Raw genomic sequence first — 23,774 nt, forward strand, 5'->3', positions numbered from 1 at the left:
GAGAGACAAGCATCATGTCAGCATCCACCCCGCGCCGGCTGCGCAGCCAGGAATGGTTCGACGATCCCTCGCATGCGGATATGACGGCACTGTACGTCGAGCGTTTCATGAACTACGGTCTGACGCGCGAAGAGCTGCAGTCGGGCCGGCCGATCATCGGCATCGCGCAGACCGGCAGCGATCTCGCGCCGTGCAACCGGCATCACATCGAGCTCGCGGCGCGCACGAAGGCCGGTATTCGCGACGCGGGCGGCATTCCAATGGAGTTTCCGGTGCATCCGCTCGCCGAGCAGAGCCGCCGGCCGACCGCAGCGCTCGATCGCAATCTCGCGTATCTGGGCCTCGTCGAAATCCTGCACGGCTTCCCGCTCGACGGCGTCGTGCTGACCACCGGCTGCGACAAGACCACGCCCGCGTGCCTGATGGCGGCGGCCACCGTCGATATGCCGGCGATCGTGCTGTCCGGCGGTCCCATGCTCGACGGCTGGCACGACGGCAAGCGCGTCGGGTCGGGCACCGTGATCTGGCATGCACGCAATCTGCTGGCGGCCGGCGAGATCGACTACGAAGGCTTCATGGAGCTGACTACCGCGTCGTCGCCGTCGATCGGTCACTGCAACACGATGGGCACCGCGCTGTCGATGAACAGCCTCGCCGAAGCGCTCGGCATGTCGCTGCCCGGCTGCGCGAGCATTCCGGCCGCTTACCGCGAGCGCGGCCAGATGGCCTACGCGACCGGCAAGCGCATCGTCGACCTCGTGCGCGAGGACCTGCGGCCGTCGAAGATCATGACGAAAGAAGCGTTCGAAAACGCGATCGTCGTCGCATCGGCGCTCGGCGCGTCGACCAACTGCCCGCCGCATCTGATCGCGATTGCGCGGCACATGGGCGTCGAGCTGAGTCTCGAAGACTGGCAGCGCGTCGGCGAGCAGGTGCCGCTGATCGTCAACTGCATGCCCGCCGGCGAATATCTCGGCGAGAGCTTCCATCGCGCGGGCGGCGTACCGGCCGTGATGCGCGAGCTCGCGAAAGGCGGCCTCGTGCACGAGGATTGCCTGACCGTGTCGGGCCGCACGATGGGCGAAATCGCGGCCGCCGCACCCGCGCCGGATCGCGAGGTCATCAAGACGACCGACGATCCGCTGAAGCACGGCGCGGGCTTCATGGTGCTGTCCGGCAACTTCTTCGACAGCGCGATCATGAAGATGTCGGTGGTCGGCGATGCGTTTCGCAAGACCTACCTGAGCGAGCCAGGCGCGGAAAACAGCTTCGAAGCGCGCGCCATCGTGTTCGACGGCCCCGAGGATTATCACGCGCGCATCAACGACCCGTCGCTTGAAATCGACGAGCATTGCATCCTCGTGATTCGCGGCACGGGTACGGTCGGCTATCCGGGCAGCGCCGAGGTCGTCAACATGGCGCCGCCGGCGGCGCTCGTGCGCCAGGGCATCACCTCGCTGCCGACGCTCGGCGACGGCCGTCAGAGCGGCACGTCGGCGAGCCCGTCGATTCTGAACATGTCGCCGGAAGCGGCGGTGGGCGGCGGCCTTGCGCTGTTGCGCACGAACGACCGCATCCGCGTCGATCTGAATTCGCGCAGCGTCAAAGTGCTGGTCGAGGAAGCAGAACTCGCGCGACGTCGCGAAACCGTGCACTTCGAGATTCCGCCCGCGCAAACGCCGTGGCAGGAGCTGTATCGCAAGACGGTCGGCCAGCTTTCGACCGGCGGCTGCCTCGAACCGGCGACGCTGTATCTGAAAGTGATTGCCGAGCGCGGCAACCCACGGCATTCGCATTGACCCGCGGGTGACAAGGCCGGGCTTCGCACGCAACGCGACGCCCGGCCTTGCCCGTTTTCCCATTTATCCGAAAGAGCCCATCCCATGTCCGCAATTTCCCCCTCCAGCTTTCTTCCCGGCGATCTGAACGACGCACTGCTGATCGGCCGCGTGTGGCGCAAGACCGAGCAGCATGAAGGACCGTGCGTGGTCGTCGTGCGCGGCGGCGAGGTGTTCGACATCAGCGCGGCCGTGCCGACTACCGCCGACCTGTTCGAGCGCGACGATGCCGCGCAATTTGCGCGCAGCGCGCCGGGCGTACCGCTCGGGCCGGTCGCGCAGCTGATCGAGGCGAATCTGCCGGGCGCGAGCGCGCCGGCCGTGCGCGTGCTCGCGCCGTGCGACGTGCAAGCGATCAAGGCCTGCGGCGTCACGTTCGCGGTGAGCCTGATCGAGCGCGTGATCGAGGAGCAGGCCGGCGGCGATCCGGCGAAGGCGAAGGAAGTGCGCGAGACGATCGCGTCGACGATCGGCACCGATCTGTCGAAGATCAAGCCGGGATCGGAAGCGGCGATGAAGCTGAAAGCCGAGCTCGAGCGTCGCGATGCGTGGTCGCAATATATGGAAGTCGGCATCGGTCCGGACGCCGAAGTATTTTCGAAATCGCAGCCGATGTCGGCAGTCGGCTTCGGCGCGGACGTCGGTCTGCTCGCCGCGTCGGTGTGGAACAACCCGGAGCCGGAGATCGTGCTCGCGGTGAATAGCCGCGGCGGCATCGTCGGCGCGACGCTCGGCAACGACGTGAACCTGCGCGACATCGAAGGCCGCTCGGCGCTGTTGCTCGGCAAGTGCAAGGACAACAACGGCTCATGCGCGATCGGTCCGTTCGTGCGTCTTTTCGACGACACCTTCTCACTCGACGCGGTGCGCGCGGCGAGCGTGTCGCTGCGCGTCGAAGGCGCCGACGACGACTTCGTGCTCGACGGCGTGAGCCACATGAGCGAGATCAGCCGCGATCCGGCCGACCTCGTCGCGCAGACCTGCGGCCGTCACCACCAGTACCCGGACGGCTTCATGCTGTTCCTCGGCACGATGTTCTCGCCGATCAAGGACCGCGACGCGCCCGGCGGCGGCTTCACCCACCACCTCGGCGATCGCGTGACGATTTCGACGCCGCAGCTCGGCGCGCTGACCAACACGGTGCGCCTGTCCACCGAAATCGAGCCGTGGACGTTCGGCGTGCGCGCGCTGTATCGCAATCTCGCGGCCCGTGGCCTGCTCGTTGCTGAATAACCGGATTGTCGCTGCAATTTTCGAAAGGAGAATCAGGCATGAGTCAGTTCGCAAACTACATCGACGGACAGTGGGTCGATGGCGCGAGCGTGTCGCGCAACGTCAATCCGTCGAATCTCGACGACGTGATCGGCGAATTCGCGCAAGCCGACGCCGAGCAGACGCATCGCGCGATCAGCGCCGCGCGCAAGGCCTTCGCGCAGTGGTCGTTGTCCACGCCGCAGCAGCGCTTCGACGTGCTCGACCAGGCGGGCAGCGCGATCCTCGCGCGCAAGGCGGAGCTCGGCAAGGTGCTCGCGCGTGAAGAGGGCAAGACGCTGCCCGAGGCGATCGGCGAAGTGGGCCGCGCCGGGCAGATCTTCAAGTTCTTCGCGGGCGAAGCGCTGCGCGTCGGCGGCGAAGTGATGCCGTCGGTGCGGCCGGGCATGACGGTCGAAATGACGCGTGAGCCGGTTGGCGTGGTCGGCCTGATTACGCCGTGGAATTTTCCGATTGCGATTCCGGCGTGGAAGATCGCGCCGGCGCTTGCATACGGCAACACGGTCGTGATCAAGCCGGCCGATCTGGTGCCGGGCAGCACGTGGGAGCTGGTCAAGATCATCGCCGAGGCGGGCGCGCCGGCGGGGGTGATCAACCTCGTGATGGGGCGCGGTTCGGTGGTTGGCGAGGCGCTCGTGTCGTCGCCGGATGTCGATGCGATCAGCTTCACCGGTTCCGTTTCGACGGGCCGCGCGATCGGCGCGAAGTGCTTCGATTCGGGCAAGAAATTCCAGCTGGAAATGGGCGGCAAGAACCCGATGGTCGTGCTCGACGACGCCGATCTCAATGTCGCGATCGAAGCGTGCATCAACGGCGCGTTCTACTCGACGGGCCAGCGTTGCACGGCATCGAGCCGGCTGATCGTGACCGCGGGGATCTATGACCGCTTCATCGACGGCATGAAGGCGCGCATGCGCGCGCTGAAGGTCGGCGATGCGCTCACGGACGGCACGCACATCGGCCCGGTCGTCGACGACAAGCAGTTGGCACAGGACGAGCGCTATCTGGCGATCGCGCGCGAAGAGGGCGGCACGGTGTTCGGCGGCGAGCGCGTCGAAGGCTCGACGCGCGGCTATTTCCTCGCGCCGGCGCTGGTCACGGAGACGACCCCGGCTATGCGCATCAACCGTGAAGAGGTATTCGGGCCGGTGGCGTCGGTCATCAAGGTCAAGGACTACCAGGAAGCGCTCGCGGTTGCCAACGGCACCGAGTTTGGGTTGTCGGCCGGCATCTGCACGACATCGCTGAAGTACGCCAGTCATTTCCGCCGCCATGTGCAGGCCGGCATGGTGATGGTCAACACCGCGACGGCGGGGGTCGATTATCACGTGCCGTTTGGCGGGCGGAAGGGGTCGAGCTACGGTCCGCGCGAGCAGGGCGCCTACGCCCGCGAGTTCTATACGTCGGTGAAGACCGCGTATATCAACCCGGGCGCGGTCTGACGCAGAACTGACAGAGCTCCCCAAAACGGAACTGGCCCGCCATCGCATTCAGTCGCGATGGCGGGCCAGTAGGGGAAGCTGCGAGAGCGCTAAGCCGAGCGCTCCGGCAGGTACAGCTACATCAACAGCAACTTTCCAACCTGCAACGCCTTACTGCGCTGCGTGACCTTGCTGCGACGAACCGCTGGTCACGCCGCCGACCGCGCTGTTTTGCGCCGCGACGCGCGCTTCGGCAGCCTGAATGTTCGACGGATATTCGTTCGGGTTCGAACGTGCCGGATTGTAGCCGGCCTTTTCGATCTGAGCCAGCTCTTCACGGACTTGCGCGCGGGTCAGCGGCTGGTTCGATTGAGCGAAAACGGCAACCGGAGCAGCGAGGGTAGCGGCGATAACGACAGCTTGAACGAGCGATTTCATTTTTACTACCTCCAGGTTTTGTCTTGTTAGGCTGCGAAACCGTTTGTTTGCAGCAGTGATGACAGTCTAGAGGGAGCGGAAATTAGGTAAATACCTAATTTCTGAACTCACTGTTTCCGAAACCAAAACAATAATGAGACAGCAAGGCCGTCGAGCGTCGATTTGCGAAGCGATCCGCGACGGCTGGCGCGCATGAGTCAGCCGGCTGATAGGGCCTGGACGAGCAGCAAGCCCGCGCCGGCGACGGCTATGGCGCCGCTCGCCCGGGCGACGAGTGCGCCGTCCGGCGCAAGTCGCTCGGCCGTAATGGCGGCCGTCACGGCGACCATCAAGCGCAAATCCGTCATGCCGACGACCAGCAGAATTGCCGTGAGACCCCCGCAGCAACCGGCGCAATCGATGCCGATGCGCAGACCGTATCTCCACGCGCTCGGCGCATCGGCGGGAAGGCTGGGTGTCGTGCGGCTGCAGGCGAGGCGGCGGGCTTTCCATGTGCTGAACTGCAACGCGCCCGCGAGCAATACGACCACGCTGACCGCCAGCGGCGTCGAACGCGCGAGCGCTGGCCACCGCAACTCGAGCGCCGCGAACGACGCGCCCAGTGCAAACACGGCCATGCCGAGCACCGTCCATACGACCGCATACGCGCCACTCACGAGCATCGTCAGCAGGGCCAGTCGCTGCGCACTTGCGCGCGAGCCGATCGCGTCGCGATAGCGCAGCAGCGTCGGCATCAACGACGGCAGCATCATCGCCGCCATCATCACGATCCACATGCCGATGAACGATGCCGCGGCGCGGGCCCACGTGCGCCCGCAGGTCGGCATCCACAGCGTCGACATCGACCAGCCGCCGGGCATCGGCAACGCGCCCATCGCCGCCATCGACGCGCCGTGGGCCAATGTCGCCGCGACGCTCGCGGCGAACATCAGCACGCAGACGCCGACGAACACGCGCTGCGATGAGCGCGTCGCGCGCCGTGTGGCAAGGCGCTGCCCGCTCGTGCAGACAGCGCGCACGAGCGGGCTCATGACGGCTCGTACTCGTCGTGACGGCGCCACCAGATGCCCGTCTCGTTGCGCCCCTTCGGCGCGCGATCGAGCCACTGGTACATGCCCCACAGCGCATCGACACCGCGCGCGTAAGTCGAGTACGTGTGATAGACGACGCCGTCTTCGAGCACGAAGGCGCTCATGCCTGGCCGGTCGCGCGAATAGGTGGCCGCGTCGGTGCCGCAGGTCGCCGCGAACTGCGCGACCGGTTCGGGCGCGGGACTCACGTCCATCGCGTGACTGTTGCGTGCGTAGTTGTACTCGATATTGCCATCGCGCTGCTGTGTCTCGGTGAACGAGACGTTGAAGTCGAAATTGAAATCGCCGCCGGCCGACGACGCCCATGGAAACGTCCAGCCCATGCGCTGCTTGTACGTCTGCAGCTTGTCGAGCGGCGCGCGCGACACCGCCGTCAGCATCACGTCGTGATGCGCGAGATGCACGGCGAAGCCGGCGAAGCCGTCCGCGATCGACGAGCATGACGGGCAGCCCGCCTTGTAGTCGGGGCCGAACATGAAGTGGTAGACGAGCAGCTGCGAACGTCCTTTGAACAGATCGGCGAGCGACGCGCTGCCTTGGTCGGTATCGAAGCGGTAGGCCTTGTCGACCCTGACCCACGGCAGCGCCTGACGTTGCCGCGCGAGCTCGTCGCCTTGTCGCGTGTGGGCTTTTTCCGCGTCGAGCAGCGCGCGTCGCGCGGCGAGCCACTGTTCGCGTGTTCCGATCGGATGCGTAGTCATCGTGGGTACCTCCGTGAGTCGTGCCGCGCCGCGCGAGCCCTTGCCCGACGGCGTCGGTGACGGTTGATGGTCGTGCTAGATTAGGGCCGGGCATCGATCGGGTGGGAGTGACAAGTGTGGCGGGATTCGCTTGATGCATTGACGTGCTACGCGCGGACTCGCACGCCGTGGACGCGCTGATTTCGGCGGCGGCGCGCGCGCTCGCGGCCGGCGATCCGCTTGGCGCGCTCGACCACGTCGCGTTACGCGACGACGCGCCGGCGCTCGCGCTGCGCGGCATCGCGATGGCGCAGCTCGGCGATTTCGGGCGCGCAAAGGCGCTGGTGCGCGACGCCGCGCGCGCGTTCGGCGCGCAGCATGCGGTGGCGCGCGCGAGATGCGTGGTCGCCGAAGCGGAGATCGCGCTCGCGTCGCGCGATCTCGGGTGGCCCGCCAAGACACTCGACGCCGCGACCGCCATGCTCGACGCGTACGGCGATCGCGTCAATGCCGCGCATGCGCGGTATCTCGCGGCGCGGCGTCTGCTGCTGATCGGCCGTCTCGACGAAGCGGAGCGCAAGCTTGCCGCGCTCGATCCCCGGCCGTTTCCGCCCGCACTGCGTGCCGCGCATGAACTGGTGGTCGCGGGAGTCGCGCTGCGGCGTTTGCGCAGCGGCGCCGCCCGTGCCGCGCTGGCGCGGGCCGGACGCGCGGCACGCGAGGCCGGCATTCCGGCGTTGATCGCGGAAGTCGAAAGCGCGTCGGTGGCACTGGGCAAACCGGCGGCGCGCATGATCGCGCATGGCGAAGAAGAACCGATCCTGCTCGATGAAGTCGAGAAGCTGTTGACCTCGAATCGCGCTGGCGGCGCGTTGATCGTCGACGCTTGCCGCTACGCGATCCGCGATGCGAACGCGGCGGTTGCGCTCGCGAGCCGACCGGTGCTGTTTGCGCTTGCCCGCATGCTCGGCGAGGCATGGCCCGACGACGTGCCGCGCGACGCGCTCGTCGCCCGGGCGTTCCGCGCCAAACGCGCCGACGAATCGCATCGCGCGCGGCTGCGCGTCGAGATCGGCCGGCTGCGCACGGCGCTCGGCACGCTCGCGAGCGTCAGCGCGACGACGCGCGGCTTCGCGCTCGCGCCGCGTCACGCCCGCGAGGTCGTCGTGCTGGCGCCGCCGGTCGAAGGCGAGCATGCGGCGCTGCTTGCGTTTCTGTCGGATGGCCAAGCGTGGTCGAGTTCCGCGCTTGCCCTCGTGCTCGGCGCGAGTCAGCGCACCGTGCAGCGCTCACTCGACTCGCTCGCCGCGGCCGGCAAGGTGCAGCCACTGGGCGAGGGGCGCGCGCGCCGCTGGATGACGCCGCCGCTGGCCGGATTCGCGACGGCTTTGTTACTCCCTTCCCCGTTCCCTTCATGATTAGGATGGCCACCATGAACCGCTCTGCCGCCAGAATCGTCCGTGAATATGGGCCCTTTACGGGCGTCGATAAAGTGCATGGCGTCACCTACGACGGCCGACAGGTGTGGATCGCGACCGGCGAACGGCTCGACGCGTTCGATCCGGCGAGCGGCGAGACGCTGCGCTCGATCGCGGTGCCCGCCGACGCGGGCACGGCCTTCGACGGCGAACACCTGTTCCAGATCGCGCACGGCCGCATCCAGAAGATCGACCCGCAGAGCGGCCGCGTGCTGTCGACGATCGCGGCGCCCGGCGACGGCGGCCAGTCGGGGCTGACATGGGCCGAAGGTTCGCTATGGGTCGGTCAGTATCCCGAACGAAAAATCTATCAGGTCGATCCGGACACCGGCGCGGTGCTGCGCACGATCGAATCGAATCGCTTCGTGACCGGGATCACGTGGGTCGACGGAGAGCTATGGCATGGCACGTGGGAAGGTGACGAGAGCGAGCTGCGGCATCTCGATCCGCGCAGCGGCGAGGTGCTCGAGCGCGTCGAGATGCCGGCCGGCGCGGGCATTTCCGGACTCGAATCGAACGGCGCGGATCTGTTCTTCTGTGGAGGCGGCAGCAGCGGGCTCGTTCGCGCCGTGCAGCGTCCCGTGCGAGAGAGCGACTCGCAATTGCCGGTCGATTCGACGAGCGAGTGATTCGTCATGCAAGCAGCGCGTTCTCGTTATCGGCGCTGGTATTTGGCTTACTTGTACTCGCCGATAACGTAAGTCATCGTTGGTAAACGAAGTATTCCATTGCGTTACTCTTATCGCGAGACTACTCCCCATACGCGGGCCGCCTGCAGCGACTTCTAGCAGGCCGCGGCAAAGCACTCAGCCGCCGCCGGATAGCGGTCCCGTCATCTCGCTTCTTCAGCCTCGCCCCACCAGTGCTCGCATCAGACCCACCGACGCGGCGCATGCGCCACCACCCGGTACTCGAAAGTCCAAACCGCAACACACTCGGATGCTGCACCGCACACGCGAAGCATTCCGAGTGTTTTTCAATAGTAGCGGGGAATTGAGAGCATTTTCGCTGCACCTGCAACAACTACGACGGTTGGTTCTCAGCTTTATTTTCGTCTTCGTTGCTTGCCCGTGCATTGCGGCTTTTCGAGAAGATGTGACCAGAACCAAGCCAGGTTCACACTCTAATCCTTACCGTTGGCAGACATACGTTTTACACAAACCCTTCATATTATTTCGCTTGTTTTACTAAGTCTTGCCCCACACAAGCGGTTGCCGATACAACTAACAAAGGGTCCCCACATGTCATCGCATCACAAAATGCGCCCAGCGCTTTGTCTAACGTCCGTTGCCGCTGCCTGCGTGCTCGCAGCTTGCGGCGGAAATTTGGATAGCCCCTCTGCCAGCAACAACAACGGTGGCACGACCGCCGGCACGACTTACTCGGGCGTGGTCGCCGCAACTGCCTTCGTCCCGGGCAGCTCGAGCGGCAACCCGACCTTGAAGGCCGGCTACTACTCTGGCGCCACCGTGTTCGTCGATGCCAATGGCAACGGCGTGCTCGACAGCGGCGAAGCCTCCGCGAAGACCGACAGCAGCGGCCATTTCTCGTTGACCACGACCGCCACGGGTCCGCTCGTCGCTGACATCACGACCTCGGCCACCAACACGGCATCGGCCGCCAAGGTCGCCAGCCACCTGATCCTGCGCGCTTCGGCCGACCAGATCGCCGACCAGGGCGCCACCAAAGTCGTGATCAGCCCGATGTCGAGCGAAGTGCAGCGCCTCGTCGAAGCCAACGGCACCAAGTACGCGACCGAGAAGGCTAATCTGTCGACCCGTCTGTCCGGCCCGGCATTCAACAACGCCTCCGTGACGGTTCCCGCCGGCGACGTCCTGGCCGACGCCAACACCCTGTCCGGCGCCGAGCAGTACGCGGTGCTGTTCGAAGAAAACGCACTGACGAACCGCTACACGTACGCCACCACGAAGCTCGATCGTGGCGACAAGTACCCCGATGCGCTGGCCGTTGCCGGTGGCGACCCCACCCTGACCGGCGTTTCCGGCATCACCGCCGGCGAAACCATTCCGACGGATACGCGTAAGGCGATCACCTTCGCACAAGCCCAGCAGGCTGCGTTCAACGTCGAAGCGATTCCGCGTTACGACAACGTCTTCGTGATCATGCTGGAGAACAGCAGCACGAATCGCGTCAAGGGTTCGGCGTACATGCCGGCGGTCAACTCGATGATCACCAACGGCAACTACTTCTCGACCTACTTCGCGACCGGCAGCCCGTCCGAGCCGAACTACACCGCCCTGGGCGGCGCCGACGACTTCGGTATCGGCGACGACAACTGGTGGGGTTGCGCCGCGACCGGCGCCAACGCCCCGACGGACAAGGCTTTCGCCGGCGGCACGGCTTCCGACGGCCAGCCCCTGCCGTCCCACGTCGCGCTGACGCCGAACGACCCGATCATCGGTACCACCGCCGGCGGCGCCACCGTGGCCGTTGGATCGCTGCTGTCCAATTACACGGCGGCCGCCAACAAGGCGTGCTCGACGGACGGCACCGGTTCCGTCGCCAACCACAACATCATGAACGCGCCGAACCTGTTCACGCAGATTTCGAGCGCGGGCCTGACGTGGCGTACCTACAGCGAATCCATGAACCCGGGTCAGGATCCGCGCGCCGACAGCCTCGGTGACACGGGTGTATCGCAGGCCTACAACCAGACGGACGGTAGCATCACCGTGACGGGCACGCCGTTCGCCATGCCCGGTTCGCTCTACAAGACCAAGCACCATCCGGGCATGGCCTATCAGAACGTGCGTAACCAGCCGGAGTTCTTCGCGAACAACCGCACGATCTTCGGTACCCAGTACTACACGAACGCGGCCGACCTGACCAACACCACGCTCTACAAGGTTCCGACCGGCTACAACGTCGACCAGTTCAGCACCGACCTGGCCAAGGGCGACGTCGGCACCCTGAACTTCATCATGCCTGACCAGTGTGATGACCTGCACGGCACCGGCAGCGACGGCACCTGTAAGGACAGCGCGACCGCCTCGGGTACCGTTCCGGCTCACGCGCTGCTGACCCGCGCCGACTACTACACCAACGCCGTGGTGCAGAAGATCAAGGCCTCGCCGCTGTGGCAGAACAAGCAGCGCAACGTTGCCATCGTGGTCATGTTCGACGAAGGCAATGGCACGTCCAACGGTGCCGGCAGCTCGTGCTGCGGCTGGGACGTGGGTGGCAAGGCTACGCAGATGCAGAACGCGGACGGCAGCTGGACTCCGGTTCAGGCGAAGTACGGCAACGGCAACAAGGGCCATGGCAACTCGATCTTCGTCCTGATGACCAACCAGCAAGACGTGGGCTCCGCGCCGAAGGGCGTCGCCGACAGCGATACGTACAGCCACTTCTCGTTCGTGCGCACGGTGCAGGACATGTTCCAGCTGGCCGACCCGGCTGTTCCGACCTCGTACGCCAACCGTTCGAAGTACACGGAGTCGTACATTGCGCAGAACATCGCCAACCTGCCTGAGTACGCTGGCAGCGCCGACACGCACTACGATGCGGTTCGTCCGATGAACCACGCCTACGTGATTCCGGCCGGCTACACGCAGAAGTTCCAGACGGGTGACGTGAGCGATCCGGCGCAAGTTGGTCCGGACGCGACCCAGAAGAACCTGTGGGCGACGAAGTAATAAAAAGCACTAAACGGTAAGCACGCGCAAGCGTGCCATTCATCAGGCAGTAGCCTGCGCGGGGGAGCGGTTCGGCCGCTCCCCCGCAAGCTGTTTTATCGAACAAAGCGGGGGAGTAGCGATGCGCAAGGTTTATGCGGGGGCGCTGTATGTCATCTTGTCGACACTGGCCGCTTGCGGGGGCGGGGGCTCGTCACAGTCTGCTTCGACGGACGCAGGCACGGGCTCCACGGGCTCCACGGGCTCCACGGGCTCCACGGGGTCGGCGCCCACGAGCAAGCTGAGCGCTGCGGCCCAGATCGGTCAGCAAATGTTCTTCGACAAGAACCTGTCCGGCGGCAAGAACCAGGCATGCGCGAGCTGCCACGATCCGGCGTATGCCTACGGCCCGCCCAACAGCCTGGCGGTGCAGCTGGGTTCCGATGGCGTATCGGAAGGCCAGCGCGCGGTTCCCTCGCTGCGCTACAAGGCCATGACGCCCGCCTACGACGACAACGCCTCGAACCCGGACGGCATCACGACGAACGCGCCGGGCGGCGGATTCATGTGGGACGGCCGCGGCAAGACGCTGGCCGACCAGGTGGCGCTGCCCCTGCTCAATCCCATCGAGATGAACAACGCCTCCAAGGACGCGGTGGTGCAGGCGGTAAAGAGCTCCTCGTATGCCGCACAGTTCACGGCGGTGTACGGCCCGGCCGTATTTGGCGATACGGACACGGCGTTCCAGGACATCGGACTCGCGCTGCAGGCCTACCAGAATGAGGACCCAAGCTTTGCGCCGTATTCCAGCAAGTTCGACCTGTATGCGAACAACAAGATCGGCGGCACGTTGACGCCGGCCGAATTGCGCGGGATGAACCTGTTCAACGATACCGATCACGGGGCCGGCTGCGTGGCCTGCCATTTCATGGGCGCCAACTTCAACGGCTCGAACGCGCTGGGGACCGACTTCACCTATCAGGCGATCGGTGCGCCGCGCAACGACACGTCGATCCCGGACAATCCGAACCCCATCGCGGCCAACCTGAACGCGAGCTACTACGACATGGGGCTGTGCGGCCCGATCAATAACGGCAGCTATGACAGCCACACGCCGCTTTCGGCCACCAGCGGCGCCGGCCCGGACCCCTTTACGGGCGTGAACAACCCGGATCCGTATTGCGGCCGCTTCAAGGTGCCGACGCTGCGCAACGTCGCCGCGCGCAACGCCTTCTTCCACAACGGCGTGTTCCACTCGCTGGAGCAGGTGGTGCGCTTCTACAACACGCGCGACACCAACCCCGAGTACTGGTATCCGTCCACGGGTGGCGATTCGACCAAGCTGACCAGCAACCCGAGCTATGCGCTGCAACCCACCTATGCAGCGGGCGCGACGGTGAACATGTTCAACGATCTGCCGGCCGCCTACCAGGGCAATATCGACGAGGAACTGCCGCTGGGGCAGGGCCAGACCGACGCGGGCGGCACCACCGCGTTGAACGGTGCGCAGCCGCGTGCTGTCCATTCGGCGCCGCAACTGTCGGATCAGGACGTGCAGGACGTGATCTGCTTCCTGAATACTTTGAGCGACGGCTACCAGCCTCCCGCGACCCAGCCCACGAGCGGTAGCTGCGTGAATTGATCTTTTTCAATACTTGAACTATCCACGATGATGCATTTTTCGAATCCGGTGCGCGGCACTGCCATTGCGGTTTCCCTGACGGCGTCGTTCCTGCTGGGCGGTTGCCAGAACAAGGCCGAGCCTACCGCGGAGAACTTTACCAACACCATCACGCACTACCTGGCCGATCGCGGCCACCTGTGCGTGGCGAAATACGATTGGCCCATCCACGTGGCCGATCAGGATATCGTGGTCACGCATTCCCGCGATGCGCTGCAATTGCCGGTGATGGAAAAGCTGGGCCTCGTCAAGAGCACCGTCATGACGGTCGAGCGCACAGGCGAGGACGGGGCCAGGATCGAGGCGCCGGGACGCGAGTATGTGCTGACCGACGAAGGCAAGCAGTTCTACCTGCACAAGCCTGTGGTGGTGGCGACGCCCGGCAAGACGGTCACGCACGACGCCGATTTTTGCGTGGCCACGCTGACCCTGGACAAGGTGGTGGGCTGGGAGCCGCCCCAGACTCACGACGGCGAGACCAGGACCTCGGTGCTCTACACCTATAAGATCGACCCGGCGCCTTTTGCCAGGACTCCCGAGTTCCAGCGAGTGTTTCCCATGGTGGCGCGCGTGATCGAAGGCGCGGGCACCATGCAACTGCGCGAAGGCGTGCGCTTGACCAAGGACGGCTGGGTAGCGGAAGAATATCTCGTTCGATGATCGTTGAGTTCGCCGACGCCTTGCTCCAAGGCGATCGTTCCCGCACGTGGGCCGGTCCATGCCGCGGCTCCAGGACCCCAGGTGCACCCTTACGGCGTCCTCGCTGGACTCAGCCCCGTGCTCGCAAAATAGATCGCGAGAAAATACAGCAGCACATAGAGCGCGTAGGTCTGCCCGTTGCCGGTATAGACGCGGCGTATCCGAGCCGCCGCCACGAGCGCGAAGTGCGATATGCCGCGCCAGAACATCTGCGCGACCGGCGGCACCGTGCGGCTCAGGATCGGCCGGTAGAAGTGGTAAAAATCCGGGGCGTTGCGCGCATTGCCGCGGCGGCTGCGGTAGTACAGCACACCGAGCCCGAACACGATCGCCGTGACGATCAGCACGACGATCACGACCGGCGTCGGATTCCAGAACCCGTAGATGCTTTCGAGCGACATGCCGCCCCACACCAGTGTCGCCGCGAACTGCGGATCGATCGCGGCCGATACCGGTTCGAGCAACACCTTCGGAAAGAACGACAGGACCACGATACCGACCACGAACAGCAACTGCGGCACCAGCAGCATCACAGGCGCTTCGCGCACCTGCGGCCGCTGCGGCGGGCGCGGTTTGAGGAAGACGCCGTTCAGCAGGCGCAGCATGTACAGAAAGCCGGCGCAGGTCGCGATCAGCCCGCACACGGCGAGCCCGTACCAACCCTTGTCGGTCATTGCGCTCAGCAGCAGCCATTTGCCGCCGAAGCCCATCAGCGGCGGCAGGCCCGACATCGACACCAGCGCGATCACGACCATCGCGAACGTGAGCGGCATCTCGCGCGCGAGGCCGCCCACATCGGCGAAGTTGCGCGTGCCGGTGCGCGAGATCACGCCTGCGAGCGCGAGGAACAGGATGCCCTTCACAAACATGTGATTGGCGACCAGATACAGCGCGGTGACCCAGCCGAGATGGCTCATCAGGCCGATCGCGGCGACGATATAGCCGGTCTGGCTCATGCTCGACAGCGCAAGCATCCGTTTGAAGTCGTTCTGCCGCAACGCCATCAGCGCGCCGAACAGGGCCGTCAGCATGCCTATCCAGGTCATCGCGTGCGCGAGTTCGAGGCCGACCTCGGAGCGTATCGTCAGATAGGTGCCGATCAACAGGCCGAACATCGCGACCTTGCTGACCACCGCCGACAGCATCGCGGTCACGTCGTCTTCCGCTTCGGTGTAGGCGCCCGGCAGCCATACGTGCACGCCGATCGCGCCGGCCTTGATCAGGAAGCCCGCCGCGAGCAGCACGAACGCGCGGTTCGCCTCCGGTCCCGAATGGATCAGCGCCGACAGCGCGATGGTGTCGTCGATCGCCGCGACGTTGGCGAAGCCCGCCAGCAGGAAGAACGCAGCCAGCAGCGAAAACAGCAGGAAGGTCAGCACGTGCGGTCCCGCGCGCCGGCATTTCGCGATCAGGAAGCACGACGACAGCGTGATGATTTCCCAGCTATAGAAGAACTCGAGCGAGGTGGATGAGCGCAGCAGCGCCGGAATCGACAGCGATAGCACGACGAGCATCGGATAGAAGCCGGCGCGCACGTCGTCGCGATAGAGACTCGCCGCTGCGATCACGAGGCTGCCCGCGAGCAGCAGCCAGGCGAACAGTCCGGCGATACCGCGCGAGCCCTCGCAGAGCAGACTGCCGATCAATCCAATCGCGATCACCGCGAGCACGCCTTTCACGCGCCCCGGCAGACGATCGGCCGCATAGAACAGCGCACCCGCCGCGAGCGGCGAGAAGATCCACGCCGACACGACGCCCGAGAACACGGCTGCCATATAGGCCGCCGCGATCAGCAGCACGGCGACGCCGAACAGCGGCAACAGCGCGGCAATGTTCGGCCGGGCTTTGGCCTCGAGCTCGGACGGAGCCAGCGCGCGCACGAACCAGTGGAACATATAACCCGCTTCGAGCAGCGAGCCGGTCAGGATCAATACGATCCAGTACGGCTTGCCGGCGGCGGTCAGGCGCATCACGAGTTCCCACTTCGCCCAGAAGCCGGGGAATGGCGGCAGTCCCGCGATCGCGACCAGGAAGAGGCCGAGCAGGCCGATCAGCAACGGGCTGCGCGACAGGATCGCGCGTGCGTCGTCGCCGTGCCGCCGCAGCACGCCGATCAGCCAGAACAGCCCCGCCTTCGCGAACAGATGGTTGATGAAGAGCCCGCCGACGACGAGCGGGATCGATGCGTCCGCGCCGATCTGGCGCAACAACGCGAGCGACAGCATCAACAGCGCCATCTGCCCGATCGACGAATAGCCGAGCAAGCGTTGCGGCTTCGTCTGCTTGATCGCGAGCAGGTTCGAAAACAGGAACGTGACGCCGCCCGAGACGGCGAGCAGCGTCAGCAGGCCGTCGAACAGCGGCAGCAATTTCAGCAGCGCGAAAAACACGCCCGCCGATACGCCGACCGATACCATCGCGCCGACGCCGCTCGGCGCGGTCTCGTAGACGTCGAGCCCCCAGCCGTTGGCCGGAAACGGCTTCAGCTCGATCACGAGACTCGCGAACACGAGCAGGATCGCGGTCGTGCCGATCGGGCCGCCGAGCTGGTCGCGCAGCGACAGCAGTTCGTCGATGTTCAGCGTGCCGCTCACGTAGTAGAGCAGCACCGCGCCGAGCAGAAAGAGCGTCGACGCGATCACGGTCGCAAAGATGTACTTGAACGCGGCGGCGAGCGCGGCGGGCGTGCGCTCGAGCCCGAACAGGCCGTACGTCGCGATCGACACGATCTCGAGAAACACGAACAGGTTGAACAGGTCGCGAGTCATCACCATGCCGTCGATGCCCATCACCAGAATCAGGTACAGCAGCAACGCCGCGTAGTTGCCGCGCAGACGGTCCCACAGATGCCATGCGCCGAGCAGCGCGACCACATTGACGCTGAACGTGAAGAAGCCTTCCCACAGGCCGAAGCGCAGATTGATCGACACCGGCGGCAGCGCGCCCGCGGTCAGCACCTCGATCGTGTCGCCGCCGTCGAGCAGGCCGTAGAACGACACGCCGGAGACGAGCACGATGCCGCACAGCGCGATGAAAAAGCCGAGCGTGAGCCATGGCTTGCCGAGCCGGTACAGCAGCGGAATGGCGAAGCCGCCGCCGAGCCCGAGAATGAAGATGTGCAGCGGATGAAACAGCGCGGCTACCATTTCGACTCGGTGAAGGCGTCGATGGAAAGCGTCTTTCTGGCGGCATGAAGACGGATCGCGAACGACAGCATGATGGCGGTGACCGATAGCCCGATCACGATCGCCGTGACGACGAGTGCCGATGGAATCGGATCGATCGCGCGGTGCGCGGCGGCGGATTTGCTGAGCGCCGCGTCGATGATCGGCGCGGTGCCGCCCGTGACGTAACCGGTCGCGACCATCACGATGTGCAGGCCCGTGTCGATCACCGCGAAGCCGATGATGATGTGCAGGATGTTGCGGTGGGTCAGCATGCCCCACAGGCCGATCAAGGAAAGGCAGAAGCCCGTGATCAGCAGGATCTTCGAAACCGGGATGCCCGTGCTCATGCGCTCTCCTTCTCGTTCAGCTTCTGAACCGGTCGATGATGACACTCAGCTCCGCGCCGACCTTGACGCCGAGCAGCGTGGAAATCAGCGGGATCGCGCCGGCGCTGAAGAACGCGCCGAACTCGCCGCGCGGCAGAAAGCGCGGGTCGAGAAAACCGCCCGCGAGCACGAGGCCGAGAATGCCGATGCACACGTAGATCACGCCCGCGAGCGACTCGACGACGCTCAGCAGCGCGACGTTCAGCGTCGAGCGGGGCCTCGCGAGCAGCATCAGCATCACGGCGGACGCGACGATCGCGCCGCCCTGGAAACCGCCGCCCGCCGACAGATGGCCGTTGACGATCACGTAGCCGCCGAAGGTGAGGATCATCGGCAGCAGCACCTGCTTGCCGGTATGTACGATCTCGCCGGCTGGGCGGCGCGCGGGCGCGGATTCGTCTGCCGCAGCGGCGGAAGTCGCGTTGCTTTCCTCTTTCAGCAGCACCCCGACGCTCGCCGCGACCATGAACAGCACCGCGACTTCGCCGAGTGTGTCGAAGCCGCGAAAGGTGATCAGAATGCCGGTCACGATGTTCGGCGCGCCGAGTTCGAGCGGCCCTCTGACGACGTAGTACCAGGCGAGCGGGCGCAGCGCCTGCAGTTCGGTGTAGCCGCCGACCAGCCGCCAGAACACGACCGCGAACAGCAGCACCGTCAGCAGCGCAAACGCGCGACGCATCATGATTCGGCCTCCCCCGCGGTGCGCCCGCCTTCGTCGGCGAGTGCGTCGGTGATCGTGGACGAGGTCATCGGCGTGCGGATCAGCCAGGCGGCGCGAGATAGCGCATGCGAGGACACCGGGTTGGTCACGAGCACGAAGTAGATCAGCAGGATCAGCCGGAAGGTCCAGTTCGGGTGATAGAACGCGAGGCCGATCAGCACGAGCATGTTGCCGAGCGTCGACGCCTTGGTGCCGGCCTGAATGCGCGTATACGCATCCGGCATGCGCAGCAGCCCGAGGCCGGCGGAGAACAGAAAGACGGCGCCCACCAGGATGAACACGCTGCCGATCAGTTCGAACATGCGCTAGCCCTTCTGATAACCGGTTTTGCGGATCGCGTACAGAAAGATGAAGGTCGCGAGTCCGGAACCGATCGCGGCTTCGGCCATCGCGACGTCGGGCGCGGCGAGCAGCAGGAAGGCTATCGCGGCGAACAGGCTCGCGAGCCCCGAGCTCACCATCGCGGCCAGCAGATTCTTCAGGCAGACGGCCAGTACGCCGCTCACGAGGATGCTCGCGCACATCAGCAGCAGGAGCAGTTCGAGCATGGCTCACAGCCCCCCTTCGAGAAAGCGCGCAATCGCGAGCACCGCGAGAAAGCTCAGCAGTGCATAGACAAGTGCGACGTCGATATAGACGAAACGACCGGAGACTTGCGCGTACAGCGCGATCAGCGACAGCGAGACGACCGTCAGCATGTCGATCGCGACGATGCGGTCGACGAGGGTCTTGCCGATCACGAGACGGATCACGCCGAACAGGATCGCGAAGAAGATCAGCACGGCGGCGATCCGGAGCATGATCTCAGCCAAAGACTTTCTCCAGATGCTTTTCGAACGGTGCGACGAGTGCCTCGGTCGCTGCGTCGATATCGGTCGTCTTCACGTCGAGCCAGTGAATGAATAGTATGTCGTCCCGAATATCCATGACGAGCGAGCCCGGCGTGAGCGCAATCGAATTGGCGAGCGCGAGACGGCCAAGCGGTGTTTGGAGGCGCGTGCGAACCTTGACGATGCCCGGCTTGATGTCGATACGCGGCGAGTACACCAGCGCCATCACGTTCAGATTGGCGCGCACGAGCTCGACGACGAAGGTCGCGCTATACGCGGCGAAGTGATACGGTGCGCCTGGCGTTAGACGTAGGCGCTGCCATGCTTCGCTCGACGATACGAAGACACGCGCGATGACGAAGGTAATGACGAGACCGACGAGTGCGGGTTCGACGGCGAGCGATGCATTGGCGATCATCCAGATGACGAACAGGACGACCCAGAGGCCAGGCATTCCCCGAGGAACGAACGACGACACCGGTTTTCCGTTGTTCGCAGCCATGTCATCGGTTCCTCAGGAGGCCTTGCGGAAAATTCTAAGTGACAACTTATGGCAAAGCAACCGGCGCACGGTTGTCCGCTGGTGGTCGTTTTGTGTGCGTCAATCCGCGCGGCGCTTATCGGCTGCTCATCGAGTGAATTACTGTCATTGCGATCCGTTCAATAAAATGGCGCGCGAAAAGCCGACGCCGATCCGCGCGCATTTATTTTGAAACAGACTGCGTTGCCGCGATAAGACGCGACGTTGAATCTCTAAGCGGCGCCGTACCGTTTTTTAATCACCTGTGACTGATCGGAATCTGGAAGTCTTGTCACCAATCTATGCGCGCGCTGCATAAATTGATTTTTTTAATGAATTTGCGCCGGCGACCAGATCCCGGTCGAATGTCGGGTTTCGCGCGGTTTGAATTCTTCAAATGACCAATAAGGAGCAACCATGAAAGCCATGCTGGCAACCCTGACGATTGCGCTGCTGGCCGTCTCGTCCGGAAGCGCAATCGCCAAGGATTGGTCGACCGTGCGGTTCGGGGTCGACGCGAGCTACCCACCGTTCGAATCGAAAGCGGCCGACGGCAAGCTCGTCGGCTTCGATATCGATCTCGGCAATGAGATTTGCCGCCGGCTCAACGCGAAATGCGTGTGGATCGAGAATTCGTTCGACGGCATGATTCCCGCGCTGAAAGGCCGCAAATTCGACGGCGTGCTGTCGACGATGTCGATGACGCCCGCGCGCCAGGCGCAGATCGCGTTCTCGTCGAAGGTGTTCCGCATTCCGACGCGTCTGGTCGCGAAGAAGGGCTCGCCGATCGAGCCGACGCCGGAGGCGCTGAAGGGCAAGCGCATCGGCGTCGAGCAGGGCTCGATTCAGGAAACCTACGCGAAGACGTATTGGGAGCCGGCCGGCGCCGCGATCGTGCCGTATCAGGATCAGGATCTGGTGTATTCGGATCTGCTTGCCGGCCGTATCGACGCGTCACTGCAAAACGCGGTGGAAGCCGATATCGGCTTTTTGCGCACCGCGCGCGGCAAGGACTTCGGATTTGCCGGCAATCCGCTTTACGACGCGAAAACGCTCGGCAGCGGCACAGCGATTGGTTTGCGTAAAGAAGATACCGATCTGCAGGAAAAGATCGACAAAGCCATTGCCGAGATCCGCGCCGATGGCACTTACGACCGCATTGCGAAAAAGTATTTCGATTTCGACGTGTACGGTCAGTGAGCCGGGGCCGCGCCGCACGTGAGCAGTTTCGACCTGGCACTCGCGCGGCCCGACACCTAAACTTGTGTCATGACCGTCCTGAGCCGTGCTGCGGCAAGCCGGGATGCCCGAATCGGTTGCAACCGGCGCCTCACGCGGCGCTGCAGGTTTCCGCTTACAAAAGTAAGCGGGCAGGGGACGGCGCAATGCGGCCACCGGCTCGCGTGCGGATCGCCTTGCGCACACGGCGCGATCCGCATTGGGGGGGCACCGACATGCACGGCTTTCAGATCACGTTCTTCACCCAGCAGGGGCGCAGCCATCATGGCAAGCCGCTTGCCGACTGGCTCGTGCGTCTCGCGAGCGAACTCGGCCTGCGCGGCGCGACCCTGATCCCGGCTAGCGAAGGCATCGGCCATCATCATCGCATTCACTCCGCGCACTTCTTCGAGCTTGCCGATCAGCCGTTGTCCGTCGTGATGGCGGTGACGAGCGACGAAGCCGATCGGCTGTTCGATCGACTGCGCGCGGAGGGTTTGCATCTGTTCTACGTGAAGACGACCGCCGAGTTCGGCGTCGTCGGCGAGGCCGACGGGGCTTGAACGACCGGGCCTCGATGGCAAGCCCCACGCCTCGCTCGTCCAGGCGACGAAGTCGGCCGCCATGTCGGAGTCGGTGCGTGCTTCCAGCTTGCCGCTGCGGCACGCGTGGCGGAACACCTCGTAGTCCTGCTCGACCTGGTCCGCGTACGCGCGCGAGTAGACGCGCGCCCGGTGTGGCTATTGGGCATGGCGCATGCTTCGCTGCAAGAGCCGAGTCATCCCAGGGAGAGCGAATCATGCGGCAGGTTTCGGCAAACATGCTGATCGCGCTGTCGGCCGTTGCGTTGCTGGCGGGCGCATCCGGCTGCAAGCGGACGGCCGAGAATGGCGGTATCTCGACGGGCCAGGCGAGCAGCGGTGTCATGAGCAATTCGGCGAGCCCGCGCGGCACACCGGGCGATAGCGACGCGGCAAATCGTGCGAACGCCGAGGCGGGCGCGGCGGCGAGCGCAGCGCCCGCCGCGAGCGACGCCGCGTCGGTCCACAGCACGCCGGCGAGCACGGCGTCCGCGACGCAGTAAGCGTCGGTTAGGCGCGGCGGCGCATTGGTCGCCGTTCCATGCGCGCAGGCTTGCTCTCGGTCCCGCGCATGGCGACGCCGCGCGCAGCGTGTGATATGGAACGCCGGCCCGCTTCAATGCTATGCCGTGGGCTCCTCGTGCCGCACATTGACCATCCACGGCACGCCGAAGCGGTCGATTAACGTGCCGAAGCCGCTGGTCCAGAAGGTCTGCTGGAATGGCATCGTGATCTGTCCGCCGTCCGCCAGCGCGTTGAAGTATTTTTCGCCGGACGCCTGGTCGTCGGCGGTGACCGACAGGCTGAAGCCCGCATGCACGGCATTGCCGCCGCGGCAATCGCCATCCGACAGCAGCACGTGCGTGTTACCGATGACGAGCGTCGCGTGCAGGATCTTGTCGGCGTGTTCGGGCGCCACCGGGCGAGCGGGATCGGGCGGCGCGTCTTTCGCGCGCAGCTTCAGCAACTCCTGCGCGCCGAGCGCCGAACGATAGAACTCAATGGCTTGCTCACAACGGCCATTGAAGAACAGATAGGGCTGGATTTCCATGCTGATTTCCTGAGACGGGCGAGGGTCGGGCGGACGATTCTATCAGCGTGATCTCGCGGATGGACGGCTGTCGAACCTGGGATGCATCGATCGGCCCCACGATGAAGCCACACACCTGATGCTCTACAGCGTATCCGCGCATCAGGCCTTCCCGGCATGACTCCCGCCATTGGCCGGATAAGCCTCCTGCAACGCGATCGAGCCTGTCTCCAGCAGCGATTTGAGGTTGGACATGATCTTCGGCCAGCCACCGGACACCGCCTCGATGAATTTCGATGGATCGCGCTCGATCGTATGCGTGAGCGTCAACTTGACCGCCGTTCCGCTCGGTTCGAGCGCCATCGTGCAGCGCGAATCGCCTTCGGCCTGCAACTCGGGACGAATCTGGTGCTGCCAGCGGATCACCAGACGCCGCGGCGGATCGGCCTCGACGATCTCGCCCGCGTCGAAGATCTGGCCGCCGCTCGACACGAGTTTCCACGACGAGCCCGCTGTCCATTCGCTTTCGCAGTGCATGCCGAACCAGTACTGCTTGATGAACTCCGCGTCGGTGAGCGCCGACCACAACTGTTCCGGCGTAGTGCGGATATAGGTCACATAGACGAACGTCGATCTAGTCATTGCCTTTCTCCAGGCGTCGTTTCAGGGTCGAGAGCGCCTTCAGGCGCGGCTTTTCGAACTTGGCAATCCAGCGCTCGTAGATCTGCTGCAGCGGCACCGGATTGAGGAAGTGCAACTTTTCGCGCCCGCTGCGTACGGTAACGACGAGGTTAGCCGCTTCCAGCAGGCCCAGATGCTGGGTCACGCCTTGCCGCGTCATGTCGAGGTGGTCGCACAGGTCGTTCAGAGTCTGGCCGTCGTGCGCGTGCAGCACATCCAGCAGCTTGCGCCGGCTCGGATCGGCGAGGGCTTTGAATAGCAGGTCGGTGTCGTCGGGGCGCTCGGCCATGAACGGCTACAGGCAAGTAATTTGTTGCATTTACTATAGGCAAGAAATTGCTTGCATGTCAAGGCGACGTGAGGGACATGCCGCAGGTTCGACACAAGCGCCGACTATCGTTTAGGAG

Annotated in this window: 24 protein-coding genes; 11 read left to right on the forward strand and 13 right to left on the reverse strand. The window is 64.7% G+C overall.

The window, feature by feature from the left end; genetic code table 11:
- Positions 1 to 14 precede the first annotated feature (14 nt).
- The 3 genes from OKW39_RS22715 (at position 15) to OKW39_RS22725 (ending at position 4,552) form a co-directional block, all read left to right on the forward strand.
- Positions 15 to 1,799 (forward strand): IlvD/Edd family dehydratase, encoded by a 1,785-nt coding sequence (locus tag OKW39_RS22715; RefSeq protein WP_429563748.1) that lies wholly within the window; start codon positions 15 to 17, stop codon positions 1,797 to 1,799.
- 84 nt (positions 1,800 to 1,883) lie between these two features.
- Entirely contained in the window at positions 1,884 to 3,071 is a 1,188-nt protein-coding gene (locus OKW39_RS22720; RefSeq protein WP_429563749.1) for a fumarylacetoacetate hydrolase family protein, read from the forward strand.
- Between the two features lie 38 nt (positions 3,072 to 3,109).
- Positions 3,110 to 4,552 carry an aldehyde dehydrogenase family protein gene (locus OKW39_RS22725; protein WP_429563750.1) on the forward strand — a complete coding sequence of 481 codons (1,443 nt, stop codon included), beginning with the start codon at positions 3,110 to 3,112 and terminating at the stop codon, positions 4,550 to 4,552.
- 150 nt (positions 4,553 to 4,702) lie between these two features.
- Here the strand turns inward: OKW39_RS22725 and OKW39_RS22730 are convergent, their stop codons facing one another.
- The 3 genes from OKW39_RS22730 to OKW39_RS22740 form a co-directional block, all read right to left on the reverse strand.
- Entirely contained in the window at positions 4,703 to 4,969 is a 267-nt protein-coding gene (locus OKW39_RS22730; RefSeq protein WP_018422720.1) for a DUF4148 domain-containing protein, read from the reverse strand.
- Positions 4,970 to 5,166: 197 nt separating this feature from the next.
- The gene (locus tag OKW39_RS22735; RefSeq protein ID WP_429563751.1) at positions 5,167 to 6,000 is read right to left on the reverse strand and encodes a DUF2182 domain-containing protein; all 834 of its coding nucleotides are present in this window, start codon (positions 5,998 to 6,000) and stop codon (positions 5,167 to 5,169) included.
- Positions 5,997 to 6,761 carry a DUF899 domain-containing protein gene (locus OKW39_RS22740; RefSeq protein ID WP_429360284.1) on the reverse strand — a complete coding sequence of 255 codons (765 nt, stop codon included), beginning with the start codon at positions 6,759 to 6,761 and terminating at the stop codon, positions 5,997 to 5,999. The genes OKW39_RS22735 and OKW39_RS22740 overlap by 4 nt, the downstream gene beginning before the upstream one ends.
- Positions 6,762 to 6,928: 167 nt before the next feature.
- On the opposite strand from OKW39_RS22740, the gene OKW39_RS22745 reads away from it, so the two are divergent.
- The 5 genes from OKW39_RS22745 (at position 6,929) to OKW39_RS22765 (ending at position 14,194) form a co-directional block, all read left to right on the forward strand.
- Complete coding sequence (locus tag OKW39_RS22745) at positions 6,929 to 8,158, forward strand: helix-turn-helix domain-containing protein (RefSeq protein WP_429563752.1); 1,230 nt, start codon at positions 6,929 to 6,931, stop codon at positions 8,156 to 8,158.
- Positions 8,159 to 8,172: 14 nt separating this feature from the next.
- Positions 8,173 to 8,847, forward strand: a complete 675-nt coding sequence (locus OKW39_RS22750; RefSeq protein ID WP_429360288.1) for a glutamine cyclotransferase — start codon at positions 8,173 to 8,175, stop codon at positions 8,845 to 8,847.
- Between the two features lie 612 nt (positions 8,848 to 9,459).
- On the forward strand, positions 9,460 to 11,874 hold the full coding sequence (locus OKW39_RS22755; RefSeq protein WP_429563753.1) for an alkaline phosphatase family protein: 2,415 nt from the start codon (positions 9,460 to 9,462) through the stop codon (positions 11,872 to 11,874).
- Positions 11,875 to 11,995: 121 nt separating this feature from the next.
- Positions 11,996 to 13,495, forward strand: coding sequence for a cytochrome-c peroxidase (locus OKW39_RS22760; RefSeq protein WP_429563754.1), 1,500 nt, complete (start codon positions 11,996 to 11,998; stop codon positions 13,493 to 13,495).
- A 27-nt stretch (positions 13,496 to 13,522) separates the two neighbouring features.
- Positions 13,523 to 14,194: a hypothetical protein gene (locus OKW39_RS22765; RefSeq protein WP_429354803.1), complete on the forward strand. Its 672-nt coding sequence runs from the start codon at positions 13,523 to 13,525 to the stop codon at positions 14,192 to 14,194.
- Between the two features lie 89 nt (positions 14,195 to 14,283).
- On the opposite strand, the gene OKW39_RS22770 is transcribed toward OKW39_RS22765, so the two are convergent.
- The 7 genes from OKW39_RS22770 to OKW39_RS22800 are packed head-to-tail and all read right to left on the reverse strand — an operon-like array spanning position 14,284 to position 19,839.
- Positions 14,284 to 17,379 carry a complex I subunit 5 family protein gene (locus OKW39_RS22770; protein WP_429563755.1) on the reverse strand — a complete coding sequence of 1,032 codons (3,096 nt, stop codon included), beginning with the start codon at positions 17,377 to 17,379 and terminating at the stop codon, positions 14,284 to 14,286.
- Positions 17,373 to 17,747, reverse strand: a complete 375-nt coding sequence (locus tag OKW39_RS22775) for a sodium:proton antiporter (RefSeq protein ID WP_429563756.1) — start codon at positions 17,745 to 17,747, stop codon at positions 17,373 to 17,375. The genes OKW39_RS22770 and OKW39_RS22775 overlap by 7 nt, the downstream gene beginning before the upstream one ends.
- A 16-nt stretch (positions 17,748 to 17,763) precedes the next feature.
- A complete protein-coding gene (locus OKW39_RS22780; protein WP_184059171.1) occupies positions 17,764 to 18,468 on the reverse strand; it encodes a Na(+)/H(+) antiporter subunit B in 705 nt (234 codons plus the stop codon).
- Entirely contained in the window at positions 18,465 to 18,809 is a 345-nt protein-coding gene (mnhG, locus tag OKW39_RS22785; RefSeq protein WP_090810583.1) for a monovalent cation/H(+) antiporter subunit G, read from the reverse strand. Before mnhG ends, OKW39_RS22780 begins: the two co-directional genes overlap by 4 nt.
- Positions 18,810 to 18,812: 3 nt before the next feature.
- A complete protein-coding gene (locus OKW39_RS22790; protein WP_018422732.1) occupies positions 18,813 to 19,055 on the reverse strand; it encodes a hydrogenase subunit MbhD domain-containing protein in 243 nt (80 codons plus the stop codon).
- 3 nt (positions 19,056 to 19,058) lie between these two features.
- Positions 19,059 to 19,319 carry a monovalent cation/H+ antiporter complex subunit F gene (locus tag OKW39_RS22795; protein WP_090810581.1) on the reverse strand — a complete coding sequence of 87 codons (261 nt, stop codon included), beginning with the start codon at positions 19,317 to 19,319 and terminating at the stop codon, positions 19,059 to 19,061.
- Positions 19,312 to 19,839, reverse strand: coding sequence for a Na+/H+ antiporter subunit E (locus OKW39_RS22800; RefSeq protein WP_429360298.1), 528 nt, complete (start codon positions 19,837 to 19,839; stop codon positions 19,312 to 19,314). Before OKW39_RS22800 ends, OKW39_RS22795 begins: the two co-directional genes overlap by 8 nt.
- A gap of 435 nt (positions 19,840 to 20,274) precedes the next feature.
- On the opposite strand from OKW39_RS22800, the gene OKW39_RS22805 reads away from it, so the two are divergent.
- From OKW39_RS22805 to OKW39_RS22815, 3 genes are all read left to right on the forward strand, one after another.
- A complete protein-coding gene (locus OKW39_RS22805; protein WP_429563757.1) occupies positions 20,275 to 21,057 on the forward strand; it encodes an ABC transporter substrate-binding protein in 783 nt (260 codons plus the stop codon).
- Positions 21,058 to 21,311: 254 nt separating this feature from the next.
- Positions 21,312 to 21,638: a DUF190 domain-containing protein gene (locus tag OKW39_RS22810; RefSeq protein WP_090811812.1), complete on the forward strand. Its 327-nt coding sequence runs from the start codon at positions 21,312 to 21,314 to the stop codon at positions 21,636 to 21,638.
- A gap of 236 nt (positions 21,639 to 21,874) precedes the next feature.
- The gene (locus tag OKW39_RS22815; RefSeq protein ID WP_090810575.1) at positions 21,875 to 22,159 is read left to right on the forward strand and encodes a hypothetical protein; all 285 of its coding nucleotides are present in this window, start codon (positions 21,875 to 21,877) and stop codon (positions 22,157 to 22,159) included.
- Between the two features lie 119 nt (positions 22,160 to 22,278).
- On the opposite strand, the gene OKW39_RS22820 is transcribed toward OKW39_RS22815, so the two are convergent.
- From OKW39_RS22820 to OKW39_RS22830, 3 genes are all read right to left on the reverse strand, one after another.
- Positions 22,279 to 22,707: a VOC family protein gene (locus tag OKW39_RS22820; RefSeq protein WP_429332560.1), complete on the reverse strand. Its 429-nt coding sequence runs from the start codon at positions 22,705 to 22,707 to the stop codon at positions 22,279 to 22,281.
- Between the two features lie 141 nt (positions 22,708 to 22,848).
- The gene (locus tag OKW39_RS22825) at positions 22,849 to 23,328 is read right to left on the reverse strand and encodes an SRPBCC family protein (RefSeq protein WP_429332559.1); all 480 of its coding nucleotides are present in this window, start codon (positions 23,326 to 23,328) and stop codon (positions 22,849 to 22,851) included.
- Entirely contained in the window at positions 23,321 to 23,656 is a 336-nt protein-coding gene (locus tag OKW39_RS22830; protein WP_429332558.1) for an ArsR/SmtB family transcription factor, read from the reverse strand. Before OKW39_RS22830 ends, OKW39_RS22825 begins: the two co-directional genes overlap by 8 nt.
- Positions 23,657 to 23,774: the final 118 nt, after the last annotated feature.

The sequence above is a fragment of the Paraburkholderia sp. MM6662-R1 genome (assembly GCF_050436245.1).
Lineage (GTDB): Bacteria > Pseudomonadota > Gammaproteobacteria > Burkholderiales > Burkholderiaceae > Paraburkholderia > Paraburkholderia tuberum.